This window comes from Nonomuraea sp. ZG12 (assembly GCF_052068115.1).
Classification (GTDB): domain Bacteria; phylum Actinomycetota; class Actinomycetes; order Streptosporangiales; family Streptosporangiaceae; genus Nonomuraea.
On record NZ_JBQHCW010000001.1, the window covers coordinates 419,154 to 440,304 of the forward strand.

At 72.1% G+C, this 21,151-nt stretch carries 17 protein-coding genes; 13 read left to right on the forward strand and 4 right to left on the reverse strand.

Annotation, left to right across the window (positions count from 1 at the left end; genetic code table 11):
* Positions 1 to 4: 4 nt before the first annotated feature.
* Complete coding sequence (locus ACTMTF_RS01930) at positions 5 to 388, reverse strand: MerR family transcriptional regulator (protein ID WP_397000909.1); 384 nt, start codon at positions 386 to 388, stop codon at positions 5 to 7.
* 80 nt (positions 389 to 468) lie between these two features.
* Here ACTMTF_RS01930 and ACTMTF_RS01935 point away from each other — a divergent pair, with 80 nt between their 5' ends.
* The 4 genes from ACTMTF_RS01935 to ACTMTF_RS01950 all read left to right on the forward strand — a co-directional run bounded on the left by ACTMTF_RS01935 (position 469) and on the right by ACTMTF_RS01950 (position 4,080).
* Entirely contained in the window at positions 469 to 1,227 is a 759-nt protein-coding gene (locus tag ACTMTF_RS01935) for an MBL fold metallo-hydrolase (RefSeq protein WP_441108928.1), read from the forward strand.
* A gap of 239 nt (positions 1,228 to 1,466) precedes the next feature.
* On the forward strand, positions 1,467 to 2,186 hold the full coding sequence (locus ACTMTF_RS01940; protein WP_441108929.1) for a methyltransferase domain-containing protein: 720 nt from the start codon (positions 1,467 to 1,469) through the stop codon (positions 2,184 to 2,186).
* A gap of 51 nt (positions 2,187 to 2,237) precedes the next feature.
* The gene (dinB, locus tag ACTMTF_RS01945) at positions 2,238 to 3,479 is read left to right on the forward strand and encodes a DNA polymerase IV (RefSeq protein WP_397000903.1); all 1,242 of its coding nucleotides are present in this window, start codon (positions 2,238 to 2,240) and stop codon (positions 3,477 to 3,479) included.
* Positions 3,480 to 3,681: 202 nt separating this feature from the next.
* Complete coding sequence (locus tag ACTMTF_RS01950; protein WP_397000901.1) at positions 3,682 to 4,080, forward strand: DUF3040 domain-containing protein; 399 nt, start codon at positions 3,682 to 3,684, stop codon at positions 4,078 to 4,080.
* A gap of 75 nt (positions 4,081 to 4,155) precedes the next feature.
* Here ACTMTF_RS01950 and ACTMTF_RS01955 read toward each other — a convergent pair whose 3' ends face one another.
* Genes ACTMTF_RS01955 through ACTMTF_RS01965 form a run of 3 tightly spaced genes read right to left on the reverse strand, consistent with a single transcriptional unit; the run spans position 4,156 to position 8,806 of the window.
* Positions 4,156 to 6,579: a transglutaminase TgpA family protein gene (locus ACTMTF_RS01955; protein ID WP_441108930.1), complete on the reverse strand. Its 2,424-nt coding sequence runs from the start codon at positions 6,577 to 6,579 to the stop codon at positions 4,156 to 4,158.
* Complete coding sequence (locus ACTMTF_RS01960; RefSeq protein WP_441108931.1) at positions 6,576 to 7,820, reverse strand: DUF58 domain-containing protein; 1,245 nt, start codon at positions 7,818 to 7,820, stop codon at positions 6,576 to 6,578. The genes ACTMTF_RS01955 and ACTMTF_RS01960 overlap by 4 nt, the downstream gene beginning before the upstream one ends.
* Positions 7,821 to 7,828: 8 nt before the next feature.
* A complete protein-coding gene (locus ACTMTF_RS01965; RefSeq protein ID WP_397000895.1) occupies positions 7,829 to 8,806 on the reverse strand; it encodes an AAA family ATPase in 978 nt (325 codons plus the stop codon).
* A 473-nt stretch (positions 8,807 to 9,279) separates the two neighbouring features.
* Between ACTMTF_RS01965 and mraZ the strand changes: the two genes are divergently transcribed.
* The 9 genes from mraZ to ftsW all read left to right on the forward strand — a co-directional run bounded on the left by mraZ (position 9,280) and on the right by ftsW (position 21,146).
* Positions 9,280 to 9,711, forward strand: coding sequence for a division/cell wall cluster transcriptional repressor MraZ (gene mraZ / locus ACTMTF_RS01970; protein WP_397000893.1), 432 nt, complete (start codon positions 9,280 to 9,282; stop codon positions 9,709 to 9,711).
* Positions 9,712 to 9,929: 218 nt separating this feature from the next.
* Positions 9,930 to 10,901: a 16S rRNA (cytosine(1402)-N(4))-methyltransferase RsmH gene (gene rsmH / locus ACTMTF_RS01975; RefSeq protein WP_441108932.1), complete on the forward strand. Its 972-nt coding sequence runs from the start codon at positions 9,930 to 9,932 to the stop codon at positions 10,899 to 10,901.
* Entirely contained in the window at positions 10,885 to 11,427 is a 543-nt protein-coding gene (locus tag ACTMTF_RS01980; RefSeq protein ID WP_441108933.1) for a hypothetical protein, read from the forward strand. Before rsmH ends, ACTMTF_RS01980 begins: the two co-directional genes overlap by 17 nt.
* Complete coding sequence (locus ACTMTF_RS01985) at positions 11,424 to 14,450, forward strand: penicillin-binding transpeptidase domain-containing protein (RefSeq protein ID WP_441108934.1); 3,027 nt, start codon at positions 11,424 to 11,426, stop codon at positions 14,448 to 14,450. The genes ACTMTF_RS01980 and ACTMTF_RS01985 overlap by 4 nt, the downstream gene beginning before the upstream one ends.
* A 40-nt stretch (positions 14,451 to 14,490) precedes the next feature.
* Positions 14,491 to 16,023, forward strand: coding sequence for a UDP-N-acetylmuramoyl-L-alanyl-D-glutamate--2,6-diaminopimelate ligase (locus ACTMTF_RS01990; protein WP_441108935.1), 1,533 nt, complete (start codon positions 14,491 to 14,493; stop codon positions 16,021 to 16,023).
* Entirely contained in the window at positions 16,020 to 17,447 is a 1,428-nt protein-coding gene (locus tag ACTMTF_RS01995; RefSeq protein WP_441108936.1) for a UDP-N-acetylmuramoyl-tripeptide--D-alanyl-D-alanine ligase, read from the forward strand. The genes ACTMTF_RS01990 and ACTMTF_RS01995 overlap by 4 nt, the downstream gene beginning before the upstream one ends.
* Entirely contained in the window at positions 17,444 to 18,502 is a 1,059-nt protein-coding gene (gene mraY / locus ACTMTF_RS02000) for a phospho-N-acetylmuramoyl-pentapeptide-transferase (protein ID WP_397000881.1), read from the forward strand. The genes ACTMTF_RS01995 and mraY overlap by 4 nt, the downstream gene beginning before the upstream one ends.
* Positions 18,499 to 19,863, forward strand: coding sequence for a UDP-N-acetylmuramoyl-L-alanine--D-glutamate ligase (gene murD, locus ACTMTF_RS02005; RefSeq protein ID WP_441108937.1), 1,365 nt, complete (start codon positions 18,499 to 18,501; stop codon positions 19,861 to 19,863). Before mraY ends, murD begins: the two co-directional genes overlap by 4 nt.
* The gene (gene ftsW / locus ACTMTF_RS02010) at positions 19,860 to 21,146 is read left to right on the forward strand and encodes a putative lipid II flippase FtsW (protein WP_397000877.1); all 1,287 of its coding nucleotides are present in this window, start codon (positions 19,860 to 19,862) and stop codon (positions 21,144 to 21,146) included. The genes murD and ftsW overlap by 4 nt, the downstream gene beginning before the upstream one ends.
* Positions 21,147 to 21,151 lie beyond the last annotated feature (5 nt).

Genomic DNA, 21,151 nt, shown 5'->3' on the forward strand with positions numbered 1-21,151 from the left:
CCACTCACCGCGCGCGCCGTATCGCCTGCTTGAACTCCGGGCACTCCACCAGCGGATCGTGCGCGCAGACGGCGGCGTGGCGCAGGCTGTCACGCAGCCGGGTGAGCTGGTCGACACGCTCGCTGACCTCGCGCTCCTTGGCCGCCATCCGCTCGCGCAGCACCGTGTCCGACGGGCCCGCGTGCAGGAAGGCGGCGATCTCCGCCAGGGTGAACCCGGCGTCGCGGGCGCAGGCGATCAGGGCGAGCCGGCTCAGCGTCTCCGGATGGTAGGCGCGGCGCAGGCCGTTGCGGCCGTCGGCGGTGATGAGGCCCTTGCGTTCGTAGAAGCGCAGGGCCGAGGGGGCCAGGCCGGCCCGCTGGGACACCTCCGCGATGTCGAGCAGCATGCGCCCATCTCCTTGACTTGAACCGCGCTTCAAGTCGCAGTCTAGTGCCCATGAGAATCCATCACTTGAATCTCGGTTCGATGCGCGAGCTCGAATCGACCCACGGGCTCGCCCCCGCCCCTGCCGTCTGCCACGCCCTGCTCATCGAGACCCCCGGCTCCGGGCTGGTGCTCGTGGAGAGCGGGCTCGGCGCGGACGACGTGGCGAGGCCCGGCGAGCTGCTCGACCCGGAGTGGGCGGCGCTGGTCGAGCCGGCGCTCATGCCCGCCGAGACCGCCGTCGAGCAGGTCGCCGCGCTCGGCCACGACCCCGCTGACGTACGGCACATCGTGCTCACCCACCTGGACGTCGACCACAGCGGCGGGCTGCCCGACTTCCCGCACGCCAGTGTGCACGTCATGGAGGCCGAGCTGAAGGCCGCCCTGGACGAGGGCCCGAGCCGCCGCTACCGGCCCGGGCACTGGGCGCACGGGCCCTCCTGGGTCACCTATCCGGCCGCGTCCGGGAGCGAGTGGTACGGGTTCGAGGGGGCGCTCCAGCTGGACGGGGTGCGGGCGGAGATTCTGCTGATCCCGCTCGGCGGGCACACCAGAGGGCACGCCGGGGTGGCCGTCAAGCGGGGCGACGGGTGGCTGCTGCACGCGGGCGACGCGTACTTCTACCACCGGGAGCTCTCCCGCACCGACCCGCGGCCGCATCCGCTGCTCGACATCGTGCAGCTCGACTCCCAGGTGGACGCCGAGCTCCGGATCGCCAACCAGGCACGGCTCCGGGAGCTCCCGGAGGACGTGACGGTGATCTCCGCCCACGACCCCTGGGAGCTGGCCCGCCACCTGTAACGGTCCGTCACCTTCACCTCTGGTCCTCACCCGCCACCTCTGACCGCCCGTCACCTTCATCCCTGAGGGTTCTTGGTCCGTCCCCGCGTCTTCATCTCTCCTTGGTTTTCCGGATGGGGGATTTTGCCCCCGATGTGGGGGAGCGGACGATCGCGTGCACGGCGTAGGCTGGGCGCGTCCGTGAAGGAGAGGGAGGCGAGCCGACGTTGCGAGCTGAAGGCGCCACGAGGACCCCGGCGGTGCGCACCGCCGTCGTCTGGGACGCGCTGCGGGGGGTGCTGGCCGAGCTGGCCGCCGCCACCGGGCGGGACGCGCTCGACATCGTCGACGCCGGCGGCGGCACCGGTGGGTTCGCCGTGCCGCTGGCCGTGCTGGGTCACTCGGTGACCGTGGTCGACCCCAGCCCCGACTCGCTGGCCGCGCTGGAGCGCAGGGCCAAGGAGAAGGGCGTGGAGGTGCGCGGGCTCCAGGGCGACGCCGCCGACCTCGGAGACCTGCTCAGCCGCGACAGCGCCGACCTGGTCCTGTGTCACAGCGTGCTGGAGTACGTCGAGGATCCGATCGGCGCGCTGACCGCCATGGCCCAGCTCGTGCGCGCGGGCGGCGCGGTGAGCGTGCTGGCGGCCAACCCGGTGGCCAGCGCCATCCACCGCGCGCTGGCGGGGCAGTTCGACGAGGCCAGGTCCGTGCTGACGGACCCGGCGGGGAGCTGGGGCGACCGCGACCCCACGCCGCGGCGCTTCACGGCCGACGCCCTCACCGGGCTGCTGAGCACGGCGGGGTTCGTGCCGGGCGCGGTGCACGGCGTGCGGATCTTCGCCGACCTGGTGCCGAGCCGCCTGCTCGACGGCGAGCCGGGCGCCGCCGAGGCGCTGGTGGCGCTGGAGCAGGCCGCCTCGACTCATCCGGTGCTGCGGGACATCGCGACCCAGCTCCACCTGCTGGGCCATCTGCAGTGACCATGACCAGGGCCATCGGCATAGAACACTTGTTCGGATAGAATAGGCGGCGTGTCTCGTAAGCAGATCACAGGCATGGGCCCCGCTCCGCGGACCGGGGTCGATGACAGCGGCTGTCCCATCCTGCATGTCGACATGGACGCGTTCTTCGCCAGCGTCGAGCTGCTGGAGCGCCCGGAGCTCCGGGGGCGTCCGGTGATCGTGGGCTCGCCCGCCGGGCGGGGGGTGGTGCTCAGCGCCACCTACGAGGCCAGGGCCCGGGGCGTGCACTCGGCGATGCCCATGAGCAGGGCGCGCAGGCTGTGCCCGCAGGCGACGATCATCCCGCCCAGCCACGGCAAGTACACCGAGGTCTCCCGGGGCGTCATGGAGATCTTCCACTCGGTCACCCCGCTGGTCGAGCCCGTCGCCTCCGACGAGGCGTTCCTCGACGTGGCCGGCGCCGGGCGCAGGCTGGGCCCGCCCGCCGTGATCGCCGCGATGATCAGGGCCGAGGTGCTGGAGCGCTTCGGCATCACCTGCTCGGTGGGCATCGCGAGCAGTAAATTCATCGCCAAGCTCGCCTCGAAACAGTGCAAGCCCGACGGCATGCTGGTGGTGCCCGCCGACGAGGTCGTGGCCTTCCTGCATCCGCTGCCCGTGTCGGCGCTGTGGGGCGTCGGCGAGCGCACCGAGCAGTCTCTGGTACGCCTGGGCATCCGCACCGTCGGAGACCTGGCCAGGGTGCCTCCTGGCACGCTCCAGCGCGAGCTGGGGCAGGCGGTGGGCGGTCACCTGGCGGCGCTGGCCTGGGGGCGGGACGAGCGGCCGGTGACCGCGCACGTCCCCGACAAGAGCATCGGCAACGAGGAGACCTTCGCCGCCGACGTCGACGATCCCGAGGTGATCAGGCGTGAGCTGCTGCGCCTGTCCGAACGAGTGGCCGCTCGGATGCGTAAGGCCGGACACGTGGGCAGGACTGTAAGCGTGAAGCTGCGCCGCGCCGACTTCTCCACGATCAGTCGGTCCAGGACTCTCAAGGAGCCCACCGACGTCGCTCAGGAGATTTACGCCACAGCTTGCGAGCTCTTCCAGGCGGCGGATCTCGATCGTGTGCGGCTGCGCCTCGTGGGGGTCCGGATGGAGGGCCTGCGCCCCGCCGAATCGGCGTCACGCCAGCTCAGCCTGGGTGCGCGGGAGACCGGCTGGCGCGAGGCCGAACAGGCCATGGACCAGGCCGTGCGCAGATTCGGTCCCGATGCGGTGCTCCCGGCTTCGCTAGTTCGGGGCAGACTTGATGAAATGGAGGCGTGAGGCGATGTCACGACTTCGGGGGAGGGGAGAATTATGGCCCAGAATGAAGCCATGACGTCACCTCCGGTTTGGTCTGCGTTGGACGTTTGCTTTCGCCTACGTCTACAGCCTCGTATTCTGGGGATAACCGACCGCGAGGTTCGGACACCCCGTGTCGTCCGTTGCCGTATTCCCCGTCCTGGGGCCGTCCTTGGGAGGCGCCGTGCCGCTCTCTGAGCACGAGCAGCGCTTGCTCGACCAGATCGAGCAGGCCCTCTACGCCGAGGACCCGAAGTGGGCCAACACCGTAAGGATCAGTGACCCGCGCAGCCATTACAAGCGTCGCCTGGTCAAAGCCTCCATAGGCTTTGTCCTCGGTGTCGTCCTGCTGATGGTCGGCGTAGTGATCAACTTGATCCCGCTCGGCGTCGGCGGTTTCGTGGTCATGCTCGCCGCGTGTCTGTGGGGTCTGTCCAGCTGGAAACGAATGAATGGGTTCGGTGACTCCGCTTCGGCATCAGGAGCCGGCGACCCAGGCAAGCAGGTCCGCCGGGGAGGAAACCGGGGGAGTTTCATGGAGCGTATGGAAGAGCGCTGGCGCCGTCGTCACGACGAGCACTGAGCGCCGGCACCCATAAGACGAACGTGCGGCCGTTCCCCTCCGGGGGAGCGACCGCACGCACGTTCGGTCAGATCGTCATGCGCCCTTCTGCGCTGCCGTCCGCCGCCACCTGATGTACTCCAGCCGGTCGAAGCCGTCCAGCAGACCCTCGCCCATGCCGCGCAGCCACCGCATCGTCGACGGCGGCAGCAGCACCGCCCGCACCCGCCTCGCGCGCGACACCGTCGCCGCCAGCGCCTGCCGCACCTTGCGCAGGTCCTTGCTCATCGGGCCGATCTCGCCGGGATCCCGGGCGAACAGCACCCGCTCCACGGTCGTCGCGATCGACATGACCGCCGCCGCCGACTCGGCGTCGAACTCGTACTGCTCGGTCAGCCGCCGCGCCAGCGCGCGCGGCGTCTCGCTCGGCTGGCGGGTCAGCCCGTAGTCGCACAGGGCGTCGTCCAGCTCCGCCCAGGCCGCCGCGACCGACGGGTAGTTCACCGACGCGATCCTGGCCGTCATCTCGTCCGCCGGCCGCGACACCTTCCAGCCGAGCCTGCGGACCCGCCTGTTCCTCGTCACCACCCTGATCAAGGCCGGGATGAGCAGGATCAGCAGGAGGACGCCCGCGCCGATGCCGATCTGGGCGATCAGCGGCATCGAGTCGTCCGGCGGCAGCCCGCCGGAGGCGATGAGCGCTTCACGGTCGAGCTCACGCGGGTTCTGCCGGGTGCCCGGGTCCTGCGGCTCGTCCGCGGAGGAGCTGGTGGATCCGGGTGTCGGGGCCGCGCTGGAGGTCGTGGCGCGCGGCTGCGGCTGGGTGTAGGCAGGCACCCGGGCGCTGCCCTGGCCCAGCGAGCCCGCCGGGGTCGGCTCGAACGGCAGCCAGCCCACGCCCTCGAAGTACAGCTCGGGCCAGGAGTGGGAGTCGTTGGTGCCGACCGTCCACTGGCCGCCGATCTGGGTGCCGCCCGTGTAGCCGATCGCCACCCGCGAGGGGATGCCGGCGATCCTGGCCAGCAGCGCCATCGACGCGGCGAACTGCTCGCAGTAGCCCGCCCGGCTGCGCAGCAGGAAGTCCTGCAGCGCGGAGTTGCTGTGCCCTTGCGTCTCCAGGCTGTAGACGAAGCCGCCGGTCTTGGTGAAGAACTCCTGCAGCTGCACCGCGGCCTGATAGGGGGTATCCGCGCCCTGGGTCTCCTGCAACGCCAGGTCCCTGACCCCCGGCGGCAGGTCGTCGGGCACCTCCAGATAGCGAGGGTCGGCATCCGGCGTACCCGATGGGAGCGAGTCCAGCAGGTCGGCCGTCGGCGCCGGCTCACTCGTGGCGACCTCGTACTCCAGCCCGGCCGCCTCGTCGCGGGTGGAGAAGACCATCAGCGTGCTGACGTCGGCGCGCCAGTCACCGTCGACCCGGATCTCCGTGGCCGGATACGGCAGCGGCAGGAACGACAGTTTGGCGATCTCGTCGCTGATGGTGATGGTGGAGCGGATGTTGTTGACCTTGACGCTCTGCCCCAGGCCCGGCGGGGGAGGCAGTGGTCCGTTGTCCGTCCGGTTCTCCGGCGCGCCCTCCGGCTGCGTCATCCCGAACTGGTCGCCGTCGAAGGTGTCGAGCGCGTAGATCCTCAGGTAGCGGGGCTGGTTGTCGCTGCTGACATAGGTGAGGACGGTGCGCTTCTCGGGCAGCTCCAGCTGCCCCTTCAGGTTGGCGATCGGGTTCGGGATGCTGATCGAGTTGCCTCGGCCGGAGCCGTTGCCGCCCACGCCGAAGCTGAAGAACGAGACCGGCTCCATCGCCGGCAGCGCCGCGGGCACCACCACGGCCAGCGCGATGGCGGCGAAGCCGATCCGCTTGCCCGACAGCCGCAGCCCCCGCGTGTCGGCCACGCCGGCCGCCGCGGGCAGTTCCGCCCGGGCCGAACGGGTGCGGCGCACCAGCACCGCCCGGCCCCAGTGCCCCACCCGCTCACGCCCGTCGGCCGCCAGCATGCTGGTGAACCCGAGCGCCGCGACGATGAACGCGGGCCAGCTGATCGGATCGATCAGGATCGTGGCCGGCACCGTGGCCAGCGCGAGCAGCGGCAGCCCGGCCAGCGCCGCCCGCCGCACCCGCGCCGCGAACAGGTCGACGACGATCGCGATCAGGCCGACGCCGCCGGCGGTCAGGAGGGAGATGCCCTCGTTGGCCGGCACCGGCGCGGCGAACCGCTGGATGTCGGTCCAGCCGGTGCCCAGCAGCCCGGCCAGCTCCAGCACCGACGCCTTGGTCGGCACCACCCACGCCCAGGCCTCCTCGGCGGCGAAGGACACCGTCAGGAAGATCCACAACGCCGCCACGCTGACCAGGGGCGCGGCCCAGGCTGGCAGCGACAGCCGGGTACTCAGCACGCTGGCGGCCAGCACGGCCAGCACCACGCCGAGCGAGCTCCAGAACCACTGCCCGCCCTCGAAGAGCGGATGGAGCAGGATGGCCGAGGTGAACGTCGCCACCGCGGCCGCTATCGAAAGCCTCATGCCGAACCTCCGGTGAGGGAGTACCTGCCACGGCTGGCGGCATCCGGCCAGACCGAGGCGATCGAGACGCCGGCGGACAGGCGGACGATCCGCCATCCGTAGCCGGCCAGCACGGTCTCCACGGCCTGGAGGTTCTCCGCCGAGCCCGGGGCGCCGCCGTCCCACGTGTCCACGTCGAGCAGCACCGCCACACCGGTGATGCCGCTGTGCCTGAGCCGGGCCAGCTCCCGCGCCTCCTCCGGGTCGAGCGCGCCGACCACGGCCACGATCAGGCCGTCACCGCCGCCCTGCCGAAGCGCGGAAACGCCCATCTCCAGCGAGCGGGCCGAGCTGCTGCGCACCATGGACAGGGTGTCGAGCAGCGACCAGCTCAGCCCGGTGTCCGTCAGGTGCTCGGCGCCCTGGTCCGTCACCAGCCGCAGGCCCAGGCCCTCATGCGCGAGGTGCACGCCGATCGAGGCCGCGGCCGAGACCGCCACCTCGAAGGAGGAGCGCGGGCCGTCGCCGCGGTGGGCGTACCTGCGGGTGTCGAGCAGGAGCGCGCCGCGGCTCTGCCACTGCTGCTCCTCGCGCCGTACCATCAGCTCGCCGTGGCGCGCGGTGGAGCGCCAGTGCACCCGGCGCAGGTCGTCGCCCTGCCGGTACTCGCGCGGCGCCACGTCGTCGTCGCCCGCGGCCGCCACGCTCCTGGTGCGGCTGTCGCCGCCGCCGGTCCACTCGCCGGACAGCCGTACGTGCGGCAGCGCCACCACCTGCGGGGTCACCACGAGCGTGTCGCTGATCGTGAACGCGCGGGTCAGCTCCACCAGGCCGAACGGGTCGGCGATGCGCACCGACAGCGGGCCGATCGTGTAGCGCCCGCGCAGGTCGGAGCGCACCCGGTAGTCGATCTCCCGGACGCCGCGCGCCTCCACCCTGTCCAGCACGAACCTGGGCCGCACGCCCAGCGCGTACGGGACCGTGTCCTCGATCAGCAGCAGCCCGGTCGGCAGCCTGGTCACGTTCTCCAGGCGCAGCGTCACGGTCGCCTCGCCGCCCACCTCGGCCCTGGCCGGGTCCAGGCGCCGGGCACAGCTCAGCCGGTAGCGGGTGCGTGCCACCACCATCGCGGCCAGCAACGGCAGCGCCGTCACCAGCACCCCGATCCTGAACAAATCGTTCTCGCCCAGCAGGATCGCCATCAGCAGCGCGGCCATCCCGGAGGCGAGGAACGAGCGCCCCCGGGAGGTGAGCGCTCGCATTCCGGCTCTCACGACGACCGGGTCTCCGGCACTGGTACGCGCCTGACCAGCTCTGTCACGACCTGCTCGGGCAGGCGTCGCTGCCCCTGGGCCTCGATGCTCGGCAGCAGCCGGTGCGCGAGCACGGGGATCGCCAGCTCCTGCAGGTCGTCGGGGATGACGTAGTCCCGGCCCGCCAGCGCCGCGTGCGCCCTGGCCGCCCGGACGAGCTGCAACGTCGAGCGGGGGGAGGCGCCCAGGCGAAGGTCGGGGGAGTGGCGGGTGGCCACCGCCAGGTCGATGGCGTACTTCTTGACCGGCTGTGAGACGTACACGCCGCGCACGGCGTCGATCAGCGCGCGCACCTCCGCCGTGGTCGCCACCGGCTCCAGCTTGTCCAGCGGCGAGGTGCCGCCGTGCACGTCGAGCATCTCCAGCTCGGCGGTCGGCTCGGGGTAGCCCATCGCGATCCTGGCGGTGAACCGGTCCCGCTGCGCCTCCGGCAGGGGATAGGTGCCCTCCATCTCGATCGGGTTCTGCGTCGCGATCACCATGAACGGCGAGTCCAGCTGGTACGTCATGCCGTCGACGGTGACCTGACGCTCCTCCATGCACTCCAGCAACGCCGACTGGGTCTTGGGGGAGGCACGGTTGATCTCGTCGCCCACCACGATGTTGGCGAACACCGGTCCCGCTTTGAACTCGAACTCGCGGGTCTGCTGGTTGTAGGCGCTCACTCCGGTGATGTCACTGGGCAACAGGTCGGGGGTGAACTGCACACGGCGCACGGGACAGTCGATGGACCGCGCCAGCGCCTTGGCCAGCATGGTCTTGCCAACCCCGGGGACGTCCTCGATCAGCAGGTGACCCTCGGCGAGCAGGACGGTGACCGTGAGGCGGACGGCGTCGCTCTTGCCCTCGATCACCGACTCGATGGCCTGCTGGATCCGGTGGGCGGTGGAGACCAGCTCGCCGAGCTGGGGAGGGACGTCATGGGTTACTGCCACCAGGCCTCCATGAGAAGTGCTTCGGGCGACCCGCGACGCAAGGGTGCCTTTGCGGGTGCCAAGCCATTGTTTTCCATTATCTGCATGACCCTACGACTCTGGGCGTTCTAGAGCGACTTTTGCGGATAATCCACAGAAGCCCGGTGCTGTTCACGTTCTTGTCGCATACGGGTGCGAATCCCGTGACACTCCGCCCCCTGAGCCGCCCCACTTTCCTCCACCGAGGCCCCGTGCGGCACTGCCGCTCCCTTAATAGGGGGAGTTCTCCGCCTTCGACACGCCCGCGAGCGGGTGTGCGCCCCCACCGCACCCCCACCGAGGTCAGCGCTCTGACCTGCGACAACGCGCGCCGAAATGGCGATCAAGAAGGTGTGAATCAGTTGACGGTGGGGAGAAGTGGAGTATGGTGGTGCGCAGTGGAGGGCCCGGTGCGCCAGCGCTGAGCGCTTCACGAGGCACGGGAGGTGGGGCCGATGTTCCTCGGCACCCATCAACCGCGTCTGGACGACAAGGGACGGCTGTTCCTGCCGGCTAAGTACCGTGAGGAGCTGGCGGAGGGTCTTGTGATCACCAAAGGCCAGGAGCGATGCCTCTACGTCTTTCCAGTGGAGGAGTTCCAGCGCATTACCGAGGCTCTCAGCACCGCCCCGGTCACCGCCAAGGCGGTGCGCGACTACAGCCGTGTCTTCTTCGCCAGCGCATCCGACGAAAAACCGGACAAGCAAGGGCGCATCACGATCCCGCAGGGCCTGCGGCAATATGCGGGACTGCAGCGTGACTGCGCCGTCATAGGGGCCAACACCCGGCTGGAGATCTGGGACGCGCAAGCCTGGGACACCTACCTCAACGCACAGGAGCAGGCTTTCGCCGATCTGTCGGAGGAGGTGCTGCCAGGGATTCTGTGAAGTTCACGGTCGAGCCGTCGGAGTCGTCGTTCGGCGAGGTCTCCACCCGCAACCACTGCCGGTCAACTGATGCACCTTCCCCGGTGTCAGATGACGGGCATCCACGAAGAGGGTGCGGATGGGGACCTGGCCGGACGGCACCGGGTGGGGACCCAGCAGGACCGACGGTCGACCGGCCGCGTCAACCGCGAGCCAGGACGCGAGAGGGGGGTTTGGAGATGCACGACGACATCGGTATGAGCGGTCACGTTCCGGTCATGCTCGAGCGCGTTCTGGAGCTGCTGGCACCGGCGCTGACCGGGGACGACCCCGTCGTCGTCGACGCCAACCTCGGCCTCGGCGGTCACTCGGAGGCCCTGCTCGCCGCGCATCCGGCGCTGCACCTGATCGGCATCGACCGCGACCCTTTCGCGATCGAGTTCTCCACGCGCAGGCTCGCCCCCTACGCCGAGCGGACCACGCTGGTCCACGCCTCCTCCGACGAGCTGGACGACGTGCTCGCCCGCGCGGGCCGCGAGACGATCGACGGGGTGCTGTTCGACCTCGGGGTCTCCTCGCCCCAGCTCGACGAGGGTGAGCGAGGATTCGCCTACTCCTACGACGCCCCGCTCGACATGCGGATGGACACCGACCAGGAGCTCACCGCCGAGGTGGTGGTCAACACCTACTCCGCCGCCCGGCTGGTGCGCATCCTGCGCGACTACGGCGAGGAGCGCTTCGCCCCGCGTGTCGCGAGCCTGATCATCAAGGAACGGGCGAAGGACCCCATAACGTCGACGAAGCGGCTCGCTGACATCGTCAGGCAAGCGATTCCAGCCGCGACCCGGCGCACCGGGGGAAACCCCGCCAAACGAACGTTTCAGGCGCTGCGCATCGAAGTGAACGCCGAGCTGTCCGCCCTGGAGGCGGCACTGCCCGCGGCACTCGACGCGCTGGCGCTCGGTGGGCGAGTCGTCGTGCTCTCCTACCACTCCCTGGAGGATCGGCTGACCAAGCAGATCCTCACGGCGCGAACCAAGGACACCAGCCCGCCCGGGCTGCCCGTCCCACTGCCGGCTCACCAGCCGCGGTTCCGCCTCCTGACGAGGGGAGCGGAGCTCCCGAGTGAAGAAGAGCTGGCCCGCAACCCGCGGGCGGCTTCGGCCCGGCTCAGGGCCGCAGAGAGGATCCGTGTTGACGACCAGGACTGAGCAGGAGAGCGGGCAGGCGCCGAAGACGCCCGCCCGCGGCGCCGTGCCCAAGACCGGCCAGCGCAGGCCCGAAGCCCCGCACCCGGCCAAACCCGTGCCCCAGCCCCGCCCCGAGACCGACAGGCGGCGCCCGCGGCCCGAGTCCGGCCCGTCGCGCGGCAGGCCGCCGGCGGGCGGGCGGGCGGCGGCCGAGCGCCCGCGCCCCGCCGCCATGCGGCGCCCGGCGCGGCGGCAGCGTGCCCCGTTCGTGCTGCTGGTCGTGGGGCTGCTGTGCGGTGGCCTGGTGAGCCTGCTGCTGCTCAACACCGTGCTGGCCCGCGACTCCATCGCCGCCTCCAAGCTGGTGGACGAGATCTCCGCCGCGCGCCTGCAGAACGAGCAGCTCAAGCGTGAGATCGAGGAGCGCAAGCTGCCCGAGGTGATCGCCAAGCAGGCCGAGGACCTCGGCATGAAGCAGTCCCTGGACAAGGTCAACCCCTACACCTCCGGTTCCACCGAGACCGGCCAGGCGGTCCAGGGGCAGTGAGCAACTCGAGCGGCAGGGGTCAAGGTCCCGGTCGTGGCGGCGCCGGCTCTCAGGGAGGGCCTGGCGCCGCTCGTCGTACGCCGGGCGGCCCGGGACGGGCGGGGCGCCAAGGCGGCTCCGCCCGTTCGGAGGGGGCGGGCCGCCCGGCGGCGGACGGCCCGGCGGACGAGCCGCGCAAGCAGCCGGACCCGTTCGACCTGCCCTTCGGACGAGACGACAGCCCTCGCAACCGTCCCCCGCAGGACCCCGCCGACGGCTCTCGCGGCCGCTCCCGCCGGGATCGCGCCGAGGACGACGCCGACCCCACGCGCGGCCGCCCCGGCAAGGGCGGCGAGCCCTCCCGCCCCCGAGCCCGCCGCGACGACGAGCCTCCGCCTGGCCGGGGTCGCCGCGACGACGAGCCTTCCCGGGGCCGAGCCCGCCGGGACGACGAGCCTTCGCCTGGCCGGGGTCGCCGGGACGGCGAGCCCTCGCGGGGCAGGTCGGGACCGGATGAGGGCGATGCGCCGCGCAAGGGGGGCAAGACGCCGCGCGGCGGCGTCGGCCCCGACGCGGACGACACCCCGCGTGCCCGAACCGGCCGTGGCCGCGAGGCCGCGCCGGGACGGCCCGACCGCGACGACCACGACCCCGCACGCGGACGAACGGGCCGCGACGACCACGACGCGTCGCGCGGCCGGGTACGGCACGACGACGACCGCCTGCGTGGCCGGGCTGCGGGCAGGGATGAGGACGACCGTTCCCGCGGCCGGGTCGCGGGCAGGGATGAGGACCGTTCCCGTGGGCGGTTTCGGCAGGATGGCGGGGACGTTCCGCGTGGCCGTGCCGGCGGAGACGCGGCGCGGGCCCGTGGCCGGGGACCGCAGGACGATGAGCGGCCGGGCGTGCGGGGCGGCGGGCAGGACGGCGCCCCCCGGCGGACGGCCGCCGGCGGCGGGCGCGCCGCCACCGACCCCACCGACGCCACCCGTGGCCGAGGCTCCGGCGGCATCCGCCCGGACGGTCCGGCGAGTGCCCGCCCCGGTTCCCGCGCGGGGACAAGCGGGGCCGCCGGGACAAGCGGCGGCGCCAGGGCAAGCGGTGGTGCCGGGACAAGTGCTCGCGCGGGTGCCGGCGCAGGTGCGCGCGACAGGGCCGAGGGGCCGCGCGGCCGTGGGCGTGACGACGACGGGCCGCCTCGCCGTAGCCCTTCGGCGCGCCAGGACGGGGGACGGGCGCGTCCACCGGGCGGCGGCGACGGGCCGCCGCCGAGGAGGCCCCGCAGGCCGCCGGCACCGCCGAGGCCGCCGCTCATCCTGCGGCTGGGCAACCCGCGCAGGCGGATCAACCTCGGCCTCATCGGCATGACCTTCATCCTGTCGATCTTCGCCGGCAGGCTGATCCAGATGCAGGGCCTGGACTCCAAGGTCTACGAGGCCGCGGCCGTCGGCCAGCGTCAGCACACGGAGAAGGTGCCGGCCAAGCGCGGCGCGATCACCGACGTCAACGGCCACGCCCTGGCCGTCACCGTGGAGGCGCGCGACATCGCCATCGACCCGACGAAGGTCCCGGCGGCCGCGCGGGGCAAGGTGGCCGCGCTGCTGGCCCGCCATCTCGGCAGGACCGAGCAGGAGATGGTGGCCAAGCTGGCCCGCGTCGACACCCGCTACCAGCTCCTGGCCAGGGGCGTGGTGCCGACCGTGGCGGACGCGCTGCTCAAGGAGCCCATCCCCTCGCTCACCGAGACCAGGACCTACCGCCGCGCCTATCCGGCGGGCGACCTGGCGGGCAGCCTGATCGGGTTCGTCGGCGACGAGAAGGACGGCCTGGTCGGCATGGAGCTGGTGCGTAACTCGGTGCTGGCCGGGCAGGACGGCGAGTTGCGCATGGAGACGGGCCGTGACGGGCAGCGGATCCCGATGACCGCCACCCAGCGCACCCCGCCGGTCGACGGCCGCGACGTGCGGCTGACGATCGACCGCGACATCCAGTGGGCCGCCCAGCGGGTGATCGCCGAGCAGACGCGCGAGTCGGGCGCGAGCAGGGGCACCGTCATCGTCATGGACGTGCGCACGGCGCAGGTCCTCGCGATGGCCAACGCTCCCGAGCTCGACCTGAACAACTGGCGCAAGGCCCCCGAGTCCCACTACGTCAACCGGGCGGCCGCCGAGGTCTTCGAGCCCGGCAGCACCAACAAGGTGATCACCGCCGCCGCCGCGCTGGAGGCCGGGGTGGTCGAGTCGGACTCGGTGTTCCACGTGAAGGACCACATCCAGTGCGCCGACCGGGTGCTGCGTGACGCTCACCCGCACCCGCCGGAGGACATGACCTTCCGCCAGGCGGTGGCCCAGTCCAGCAACGTCGCCACCGTCATGGCCGCGCGCAAGGTCGGCAGCCAGGGCCTGTACGAGATGCTCAAGGACTTCGGCTTCGGCGCCAGGCCCGGAGGCGGCGTGCCGGGCGCCGAGGCCGGCCTGCTGCCCGACTACAAGAAGTGGTCGGGCAGCCAGAGCTGCACGATCGCCTACGGGCAGGGCGTGTCGGTGACCGCGCTGCAGATGGCCAGCGTCTACCAGACCATCGCCAACGGCGGCGTGAAGATCGAGCCGCAGATCGTGGCGGGCAGCACCGACGGCTCCGGCCGGTTCGTCCCCGCCAAGCCCGGGGCGCAGACCCGGGTGATCAGCGACAAGACGGCCAAGGAGATCACCGCGATGCTGGAGGAGGCGGTCGGCGCGGAGGGCACCGGTGAGCTGGCGGCCATCCCCGGCTACCGCGTGGCCGGCAAGACCGGCACCGCGAACCGCTACGATGCCGAACTCGGCCGCTACGACGGCTACACCGCCTCGTTCGTGGGCTTCACGCCCGCCGACGCGCCCGCGCTGGTCGTGCTGTCGGTGCTGCAGAATCCCAAGAACGGCCACTTCGGGGGGCAGCTCGCCGCCCCGGTGTTCAAGGATGTGATGACGTTCGCCATCAAGAGCAGGAAGATTCCTCCCACAGGCTCGCCCGAGTCCGCGGTGCGGACGCGCGCGGGACAGTGACCAGGGAGGGTACGCTGCCGCCGTGCGTCCCCCGTCGTCTATGCGTCCAACGACCAATCCGCCCCGCCCGCTGACCGGGCTGGCGAGCATGCTCGATGCCGATTCCGGCACCGAGCGCTCGCCTCATGCCGCGCTGACCGGGGTCGCCATCGACTCCCGCCAGGTGCGGCGCGGAGACCTCTACGTCGCCGTGCGCGGCGCCAGCGCCCACGGCGCGGACTTCTCGGCCGAGGCCATGGCGGGCGGTGCCGTGGCGGTGCTGACCGACCCGGCGGGCCGGGAGGCGGCCGCCGCCACCGGGCTGCCGGTGCTCATCGTGCCCGATCCGCGCGCCGTGCTCGGCCAGGTCGCCTCCTGGGTGTACGGCCGGCCGACCGCCGACATCATGATCGCCGGTGTCACGGGCACCAGCGGCAAGTCCACCACGACGTTCCTGCTGGAGGCCGGGCTGCGGGCGGGCGGTCACACGACCGGCCTGGTCGGCGGCGTCGAGATCCACGCCGCCGAGCTGTGCTTCGAGCCCCGGCTCACCACGCCCGAGGCGCCGGAGCTGCACGGCCTGTTCGCCCTCATGCGCGAGCGGGGCGTCACCGCGGCCGCCATGGAGGTCTCCAGCCACGCGCTCGCGCAGGGCCGGGTGGACGGCGTCTTCTACGACGTGGCGTTGTTCACCAACCTGTCGCAGGACCATCTCGACTTCCATCGCGACCTCGACGACTACTTCACGACGAAGGCGCGGTTGTTCCAGCCCGAGCTGAGCCGGGTGGGCGTGACCAACCTCGACGACCCGTACGGCCGGGAGCTGCTGCGCCTGGCCAAGGTGCCGATGACCACCTTCTCCGCGCTCGGCTCGCCGGAGGCGGAGTGGCGCGCGCTGGACGTGCGGCTGGGCGCAGACGGCAGCGCCTTCAGGGTGGTCGGGCCCGGCGGGGTGGAGGCGGACGCGCAGATCTCGCTGCCCGGCCCGTTCAACGTCGCCAACGCGCTCGGCGCGATCGTCACGCTGGTCGAGGCCGGCGTGCCGCTGCAGAGCGCCGTGCACGGCGTCGGCACCCTCACCGGGGTGCCGGGCCGCATGGAGCGGGTGACCGGCGCCGGCGACGACTTCCAGGCCGTCGTCGACTACTCCCACAAACCCGCCGCCGTCGAGTCGGTGCTGCGCTCGCTGCGCCAGGTCACCGCGGGCACGCTCACCGTGGTGCTGGGCTGCGGCGGCGACCGCGACCGGGGCAAGCGGCCGCTCATGGGCGAGGCCGCGGCCCGGCTGGCGGACGTCGCGGTCTTCACGAGTGACAATCCTCGCTCCGAGGATCCGCTGGACATCCTGGCCGCCATGATGGAGGGGGCGCTCCGCGTTCCCCGGCATGCCCGCGCTCATGTGATCATTGAGCCCGACCGCGCCGCGGCCATCGACCTGGCGGTCGGCCGGGCCGGGCGCGGTGACGTGATAGTCGTGGCAGGCAAGGGCCACGAGCAGGGCCAGTACGTTTCAGGCGAGGTGATCCCCTTCGACGACAGGGAGGTGGTCGCCGCCGCGATCGACGCACGCAAGGAAAGCAGGAAGCACGAATGATCCCGTTGCCTCTGGCCAGGATCGCCGAGATAACCTCGGGCGCCCTGTCGGGCATGGCAGACCCCCGCGCGGTGGTGCGGGGTCCCGTCGTGATCGACTCACGGGACGCCGAACCGGGATCCCTGTTCGTCGCCTTCAAGGGCGCGCGGTCCGACGGGCACGACTTCGCGGCGCAGGCCGTCCGCGCGGGCGCCGTCGCGGTGCTGGCCAGCAGGCCGGTCGAGGCCCCCACGATCATCGTGCCCGACACCGCGGCCGCGCTGGCCGAGCTGGCGACCTCGCAGGCCGCCGCGCTGCCGAGGGCGACCGTGATCGGCGTGACGGGCTCGGCGGGCAAGACGACCACCAAGGACCTCCTGGCGCGGCTGACCGCCCGGATCGGGCCGACCATCGCCCCCGCCGGCAACTACAACAACGAGATCGGCCACCCGCTGACGGTGCTCAGGGCCGACGCCGACACCCGCTACCTGGTGCTGGAGCTGAGCGCCCGAACCATCGGCAACATCGCCGACCTGGCCCGCATCGCGCCGCCCGAGATCGGCGTGGTGCTCAACGTCGGCACCGCGCACATCGGCGTGTTCGGCGGCAAGGAGGCCATCGCCAAGGCCAAGGGCGAGCTCGTCGAGGCACTGCCGCGCACCGGCGTCGCCGTACTCAACTATGACGACCCGCTGGTGCGCGCGATGGCCTCGCGCACCGACGCCCGCGTCACCTACTTCGGCCGCGCCGAGGAGGCCGTCATCCGCGCCGAGGAGCTCGTCATGGACGAGCGCGGGCGCGCCTCGTTCACGCTGCGCACCCCCTCGGGCGCCGCGCCCGTGCGGCTCAAGCTGTACGGCGCGCACGCGGTGGACAACGCGCTGGCCGCGGCCGCCGCGGGCTACGAACTCGGCCTGCCGGTCGCCACCATCGCCGCGGAGCTGTCGCAGGCCGAGCCGCGCAGCCGGTGGCGGATGGAGGTCACCGACCGGGTCGACGGCGTCACGATCGTCAACGACGCCTACAACGCCAACCCCGACTCGATGCGGGCCGCGTTCGAGGCGCTGGGCATGCTCGGCCGGGGCCGCCGCCGTTTCGCGGTCATCGCGGCGCTGCGCGAGCTCGGCGAGGACAGCCCCGCGCTCAACGCGGAGGTCGGCCGCCTGGCGGGCGGCAGCGGCCTGGCGGGCCTCATCGTCGCCGGCCCCGACGCCGGCCCGATGCTCGAAGGCGCCCACGCGGCGGCCCAGCAGGCGGCGCAGCGGGCCGCACAGCCCGGCCATCCCCCGCCCACCACGCACATCGTGCACGTGCCCGACGCCCAGGCGGCGGCCGCCGAGATGGGCCCGTGGCTCCGGCCGGGCGACGTCGTGCTGATCAAGGGACCGCGGGCCATGGGCCTGGAGCGGACGGCCGAGCTGCTGCTCGGGGGGGCCGCGCAGTGACCAACATCATCATCGCCGGCGCGGTGGGGTTGATCCTGTCGATGCTGGGGACCCCGCTGGCCATCCGGCTGTTCTCCAGACGCGGCTACGGCCAGGAGATCCGGGAGGAGGGCCCGTCGGGCCACCACGGCAAGCGGGGCACGCCCACCATGGGCGGCACCGTGATCGTGCTGGCCTCCCTGCTGGCCTACGGCGCCTCCCACCTGATCCTGCTCGACGCGCCGACCGTCTCCGGGCTGCTGGTGCTGTTCCTGATGACCGGCCTCGGCGCGGTCGGCTTCCTCGACGACTTCATCAAGATCTACAAGCAGCGCAGCCTCGGCCTGCGCAGCGGCGCCAAGGCGCTCGGCCAGCTCATCGTGGGCGCGATCTTCGCGGTGCTGGTCACCCAGCAGCCGAACATCTACGACATCACGCCCGCCGAGCCCCGGCTGTCCTTCCTGCGCGACTTCGGCCCGTCGATCGGCATCGTGGGGTTCACCATCTGGGTGCTCATCATGATCGTCGGCTTCTCCAACGCGGTGAACCTCACCGACGGCCTCGACGGCCTGGCCAGCGGCGCCACCGGCGTGGTGCTCGGCGCCTACGTGCTGATCGGCAACTGGCAGCTGCGCAACAACTGCATCGACCAGCTCGGCCCCAACTGCTACTGGGTACGCGACCCGCTCGACCTGGCCGTGGTGGCCGCCGCCGTCCTCGGCGCGCTGATCGGCTTCCTGTGGTGGAACGCGCCTCCGGCCAAGATCTTCATGGGCGACACCGGGTCGCTCGCCCTCGGCGGCGTGCTGGCCGGTCTGGCCATCGCCACCCGCACCCAGTTGCTGCTCATCCTCCTCGCCGGCCTGTGCGTGATCATCACGCTCTCGGTGATCATCCAGGTCGGGTTCTTCAAGATGACCGGCAAACGGGTGTTCAGGATGGCGCCGCTGCAGCACCACTTCGAGCTCAAGGGCTGGGCGGAGACCACGATCGTGGTCCGCTTCTGGCTCGTCGCCATGCTCTGCGCGGCCCTCGGGCTCGGCCTGTTCTACGTCGAATGGATGCCAAGGCCATGACCCTCACCTGCGTCGCCGGGCTCGGCGTCTCCGGCAGGGCGGTGGCCAGGGTGCTGGCCGAGCGGGGCGAGCGGGTCGTGGTCGTGGAGTCCACGCCGGGCGAGCGGCAGCTCGCCGCGGCTGCCGACCTGTCCGGGCGTGGCGTCGAGGTCCGCTTCGGCCCGCTGGAGCTGCCCGACGGCGCCACCCGGCTGGTCAGCACCGGCTGGGCCCCGCACCACCCGCTGATCGCCGCCGCCGGCGCGGCGGGCGTGGAGGTGATGGGCGAGGTGGAGCTGGCCTGGCGGCTGCGGCCCGCCCAGGCGGCCCCCTGGCTCGCCCTGACCGGCACCAACGGCAAGACGACCGTGGTACGCATGCTCACCGCCATCCTGCTGGCCGCCGGGCGCAAGGCGCTGGCCGTCGGCAACGTGGGGGTACCGGTCATCGAGGCCGTGCGCGAGCCGTACGACGTGCTCGCCGTCGAGCTGTCGAGTTTCCAGCTCCACTGGTCCAGCACGCTCGCCCCGCACGCCGCGGCCGTCCTGAACGTGGCGCCGGACCATCTCGACTGGCACGGGTCGATGGAGGAGTACGCCGCGGCCAAGGGGCGCATCTTCGAGCGCGCCGGGACCGTCATCCACAACGCCGACGACCCCGAGGCCGTCCGCCTGGCGGCGCCGTACCCGCGCGCGGTCGGCTTCACGCTGGCCACGCCCAGGGCGGGTCAGGTGGGCGTGGTGGAGGACCTGCTCGTCGACCGGGCCTTCGTGGCCGATCCCGCCGAGGCGGCCGAGGAGCTCGCCACGCTGGCCGACGTGCGCCCGCTCGCGCCGCACAACGTCGCCAACGCGCTCGCCGCCGCCGCGCTGGCCCGCTCGCTCGATGTCCCGGCCGAGGCCGTACGGCAGGGTCTGCGGGACTTCGTGCCGGACCCGCACCGGATGGCGCACGTGGACCGGGTGGGCGAGGTCGACTACGTCGACGACTCCAAGGCCACCAACCCGCACGCCGCCGCGGCGGCTCTGTCGTCCTACCCGTCGATCGTGTGGGTGGCCGGCGGGCAGCTCAAGGGCGCGGACGTGGACGAGGTCGTCAAGGCGGCGGCCGGCCGGCTGCGCGGGGCGGTGCTGCTCGGCGTGGACCGCGGCCGGATCGCCGAAGCTTTGGCGCGACACGCGCCGAATGTCCCCGTGGTGGACATCAGTGGGCAAGACACTGGGGTGATGGACCGTGTCGTCACCGAAGCCTCCCGGCTCGCCTCCCCCGGAGACACCGTGCTGCTCTCTCCGGCCGGCGCGTCGCTGGACATGTTCGCCAACTACCCCGCGCGAGGGGAGGCCTTCGCGCGTGCCGTCCACGCCCTAAAGGCGGCGACGTGAGCGCGACGACCGAGGAGCCGCGCGCCCGGCCCACCGCGTCCGAAGCGCCGTCGAGCTGGGCCCGGGAGCGGCTCGCCGCGCTGAAGGAGCTGCTCGACAAGCCGCTGACCACCTACTACCTGATCCTCGGGTGCAGCGCGCTGCTGCTGGCGCTCGGGCTGATGATGGTGCTGTCGGCCTCCAGCATCGAGGCGATGCAGGAGACCGGCAACCCGTTCTACTGGTTCATCAAGCAGTCGCTGTCGGCGGCGGTCAGCCTGCCGATCATGTGGGCGTGCACGCGGCTGCCGTACAAGTTCTTCCGCTGGGCCGGCTACCCGCTCATGGCGTTGTCGATCATCGCCCTGGTCCTGGTGCTGTTCGTCGGCTCGTCGGAGCTGGGCGCGCAGCGGTGGATCTACGTGGGGCCGTTCACCTTCCAGCCGTCGGAGCCGGCCAAGCTGGGGCTGGCCCTGTGGGGGGCCGACCTGCTGGCCCGCCGGGCCCGCGCCGGGCGGATCGAGTGGCGGCACATGCTCATCCCGCTGATGCCTGGCACCGTGATCCTGGCCGTCCTGGTCATGCTCGGCCGCGACCTGGGCACCACGCTGGTGCTGCTCATGATCTTCCTGTCGCTGCTGTGGGTGGTGGGGGCGCCGGTGAAGCTGTTCGGCGGCATCCTGTCGCTGGCCGTGCTCGCCGCGATCATCATGATCCGGGTCGAGCCGTACCGGATGGCCCGCGTCAGCGTCTTCCTCGACCCGTGGGCCGACGCGCAGGGAGCCGGCTACCAGGCGGTGCAGGGGCAGATCGCGATGGGCTCCGGCGGCTGGTTCGGGCTCGGCCTCGGCAGCAGCAGGCAGAAATGGGACTGGCTGCCGCACGGGGAGAGCGACTTCATCTTCGCCATCCTCGGCGAGGAGCTGGGACTGATGGGCACGCTGATGGTGGTGGCGCTGTTCGGCCTGCTCGGGTACGCCGGGCTGCGGGTCGCCTCCCGGGTCAACGACGCGTTCATCCGGCTGGTGGCGACCGCGACCGTGGCCTGGATCGCCGGTCAGGGCATCGTCAACATGGGCGCGGTGCTCAGCATTCTGCCGATCACCGGGATCCCGCTGCCGCTGGTCTCCTACGGCGGCTCGGCGCTGCTGCCGACGCTCGCCGCGCTGGGCATGTTGCTGTCGTTCGCCAAGCGCGAGCCAGGCGCGCGCGAGGCTCTGGCCGCGCGTGGCCCCGGACCCGCCGTCCGGGCTCTAAGCTGGCTTGGCCTGGGGGGCATGACCAGAGGCCGAGACAGACGTTAGGGAGT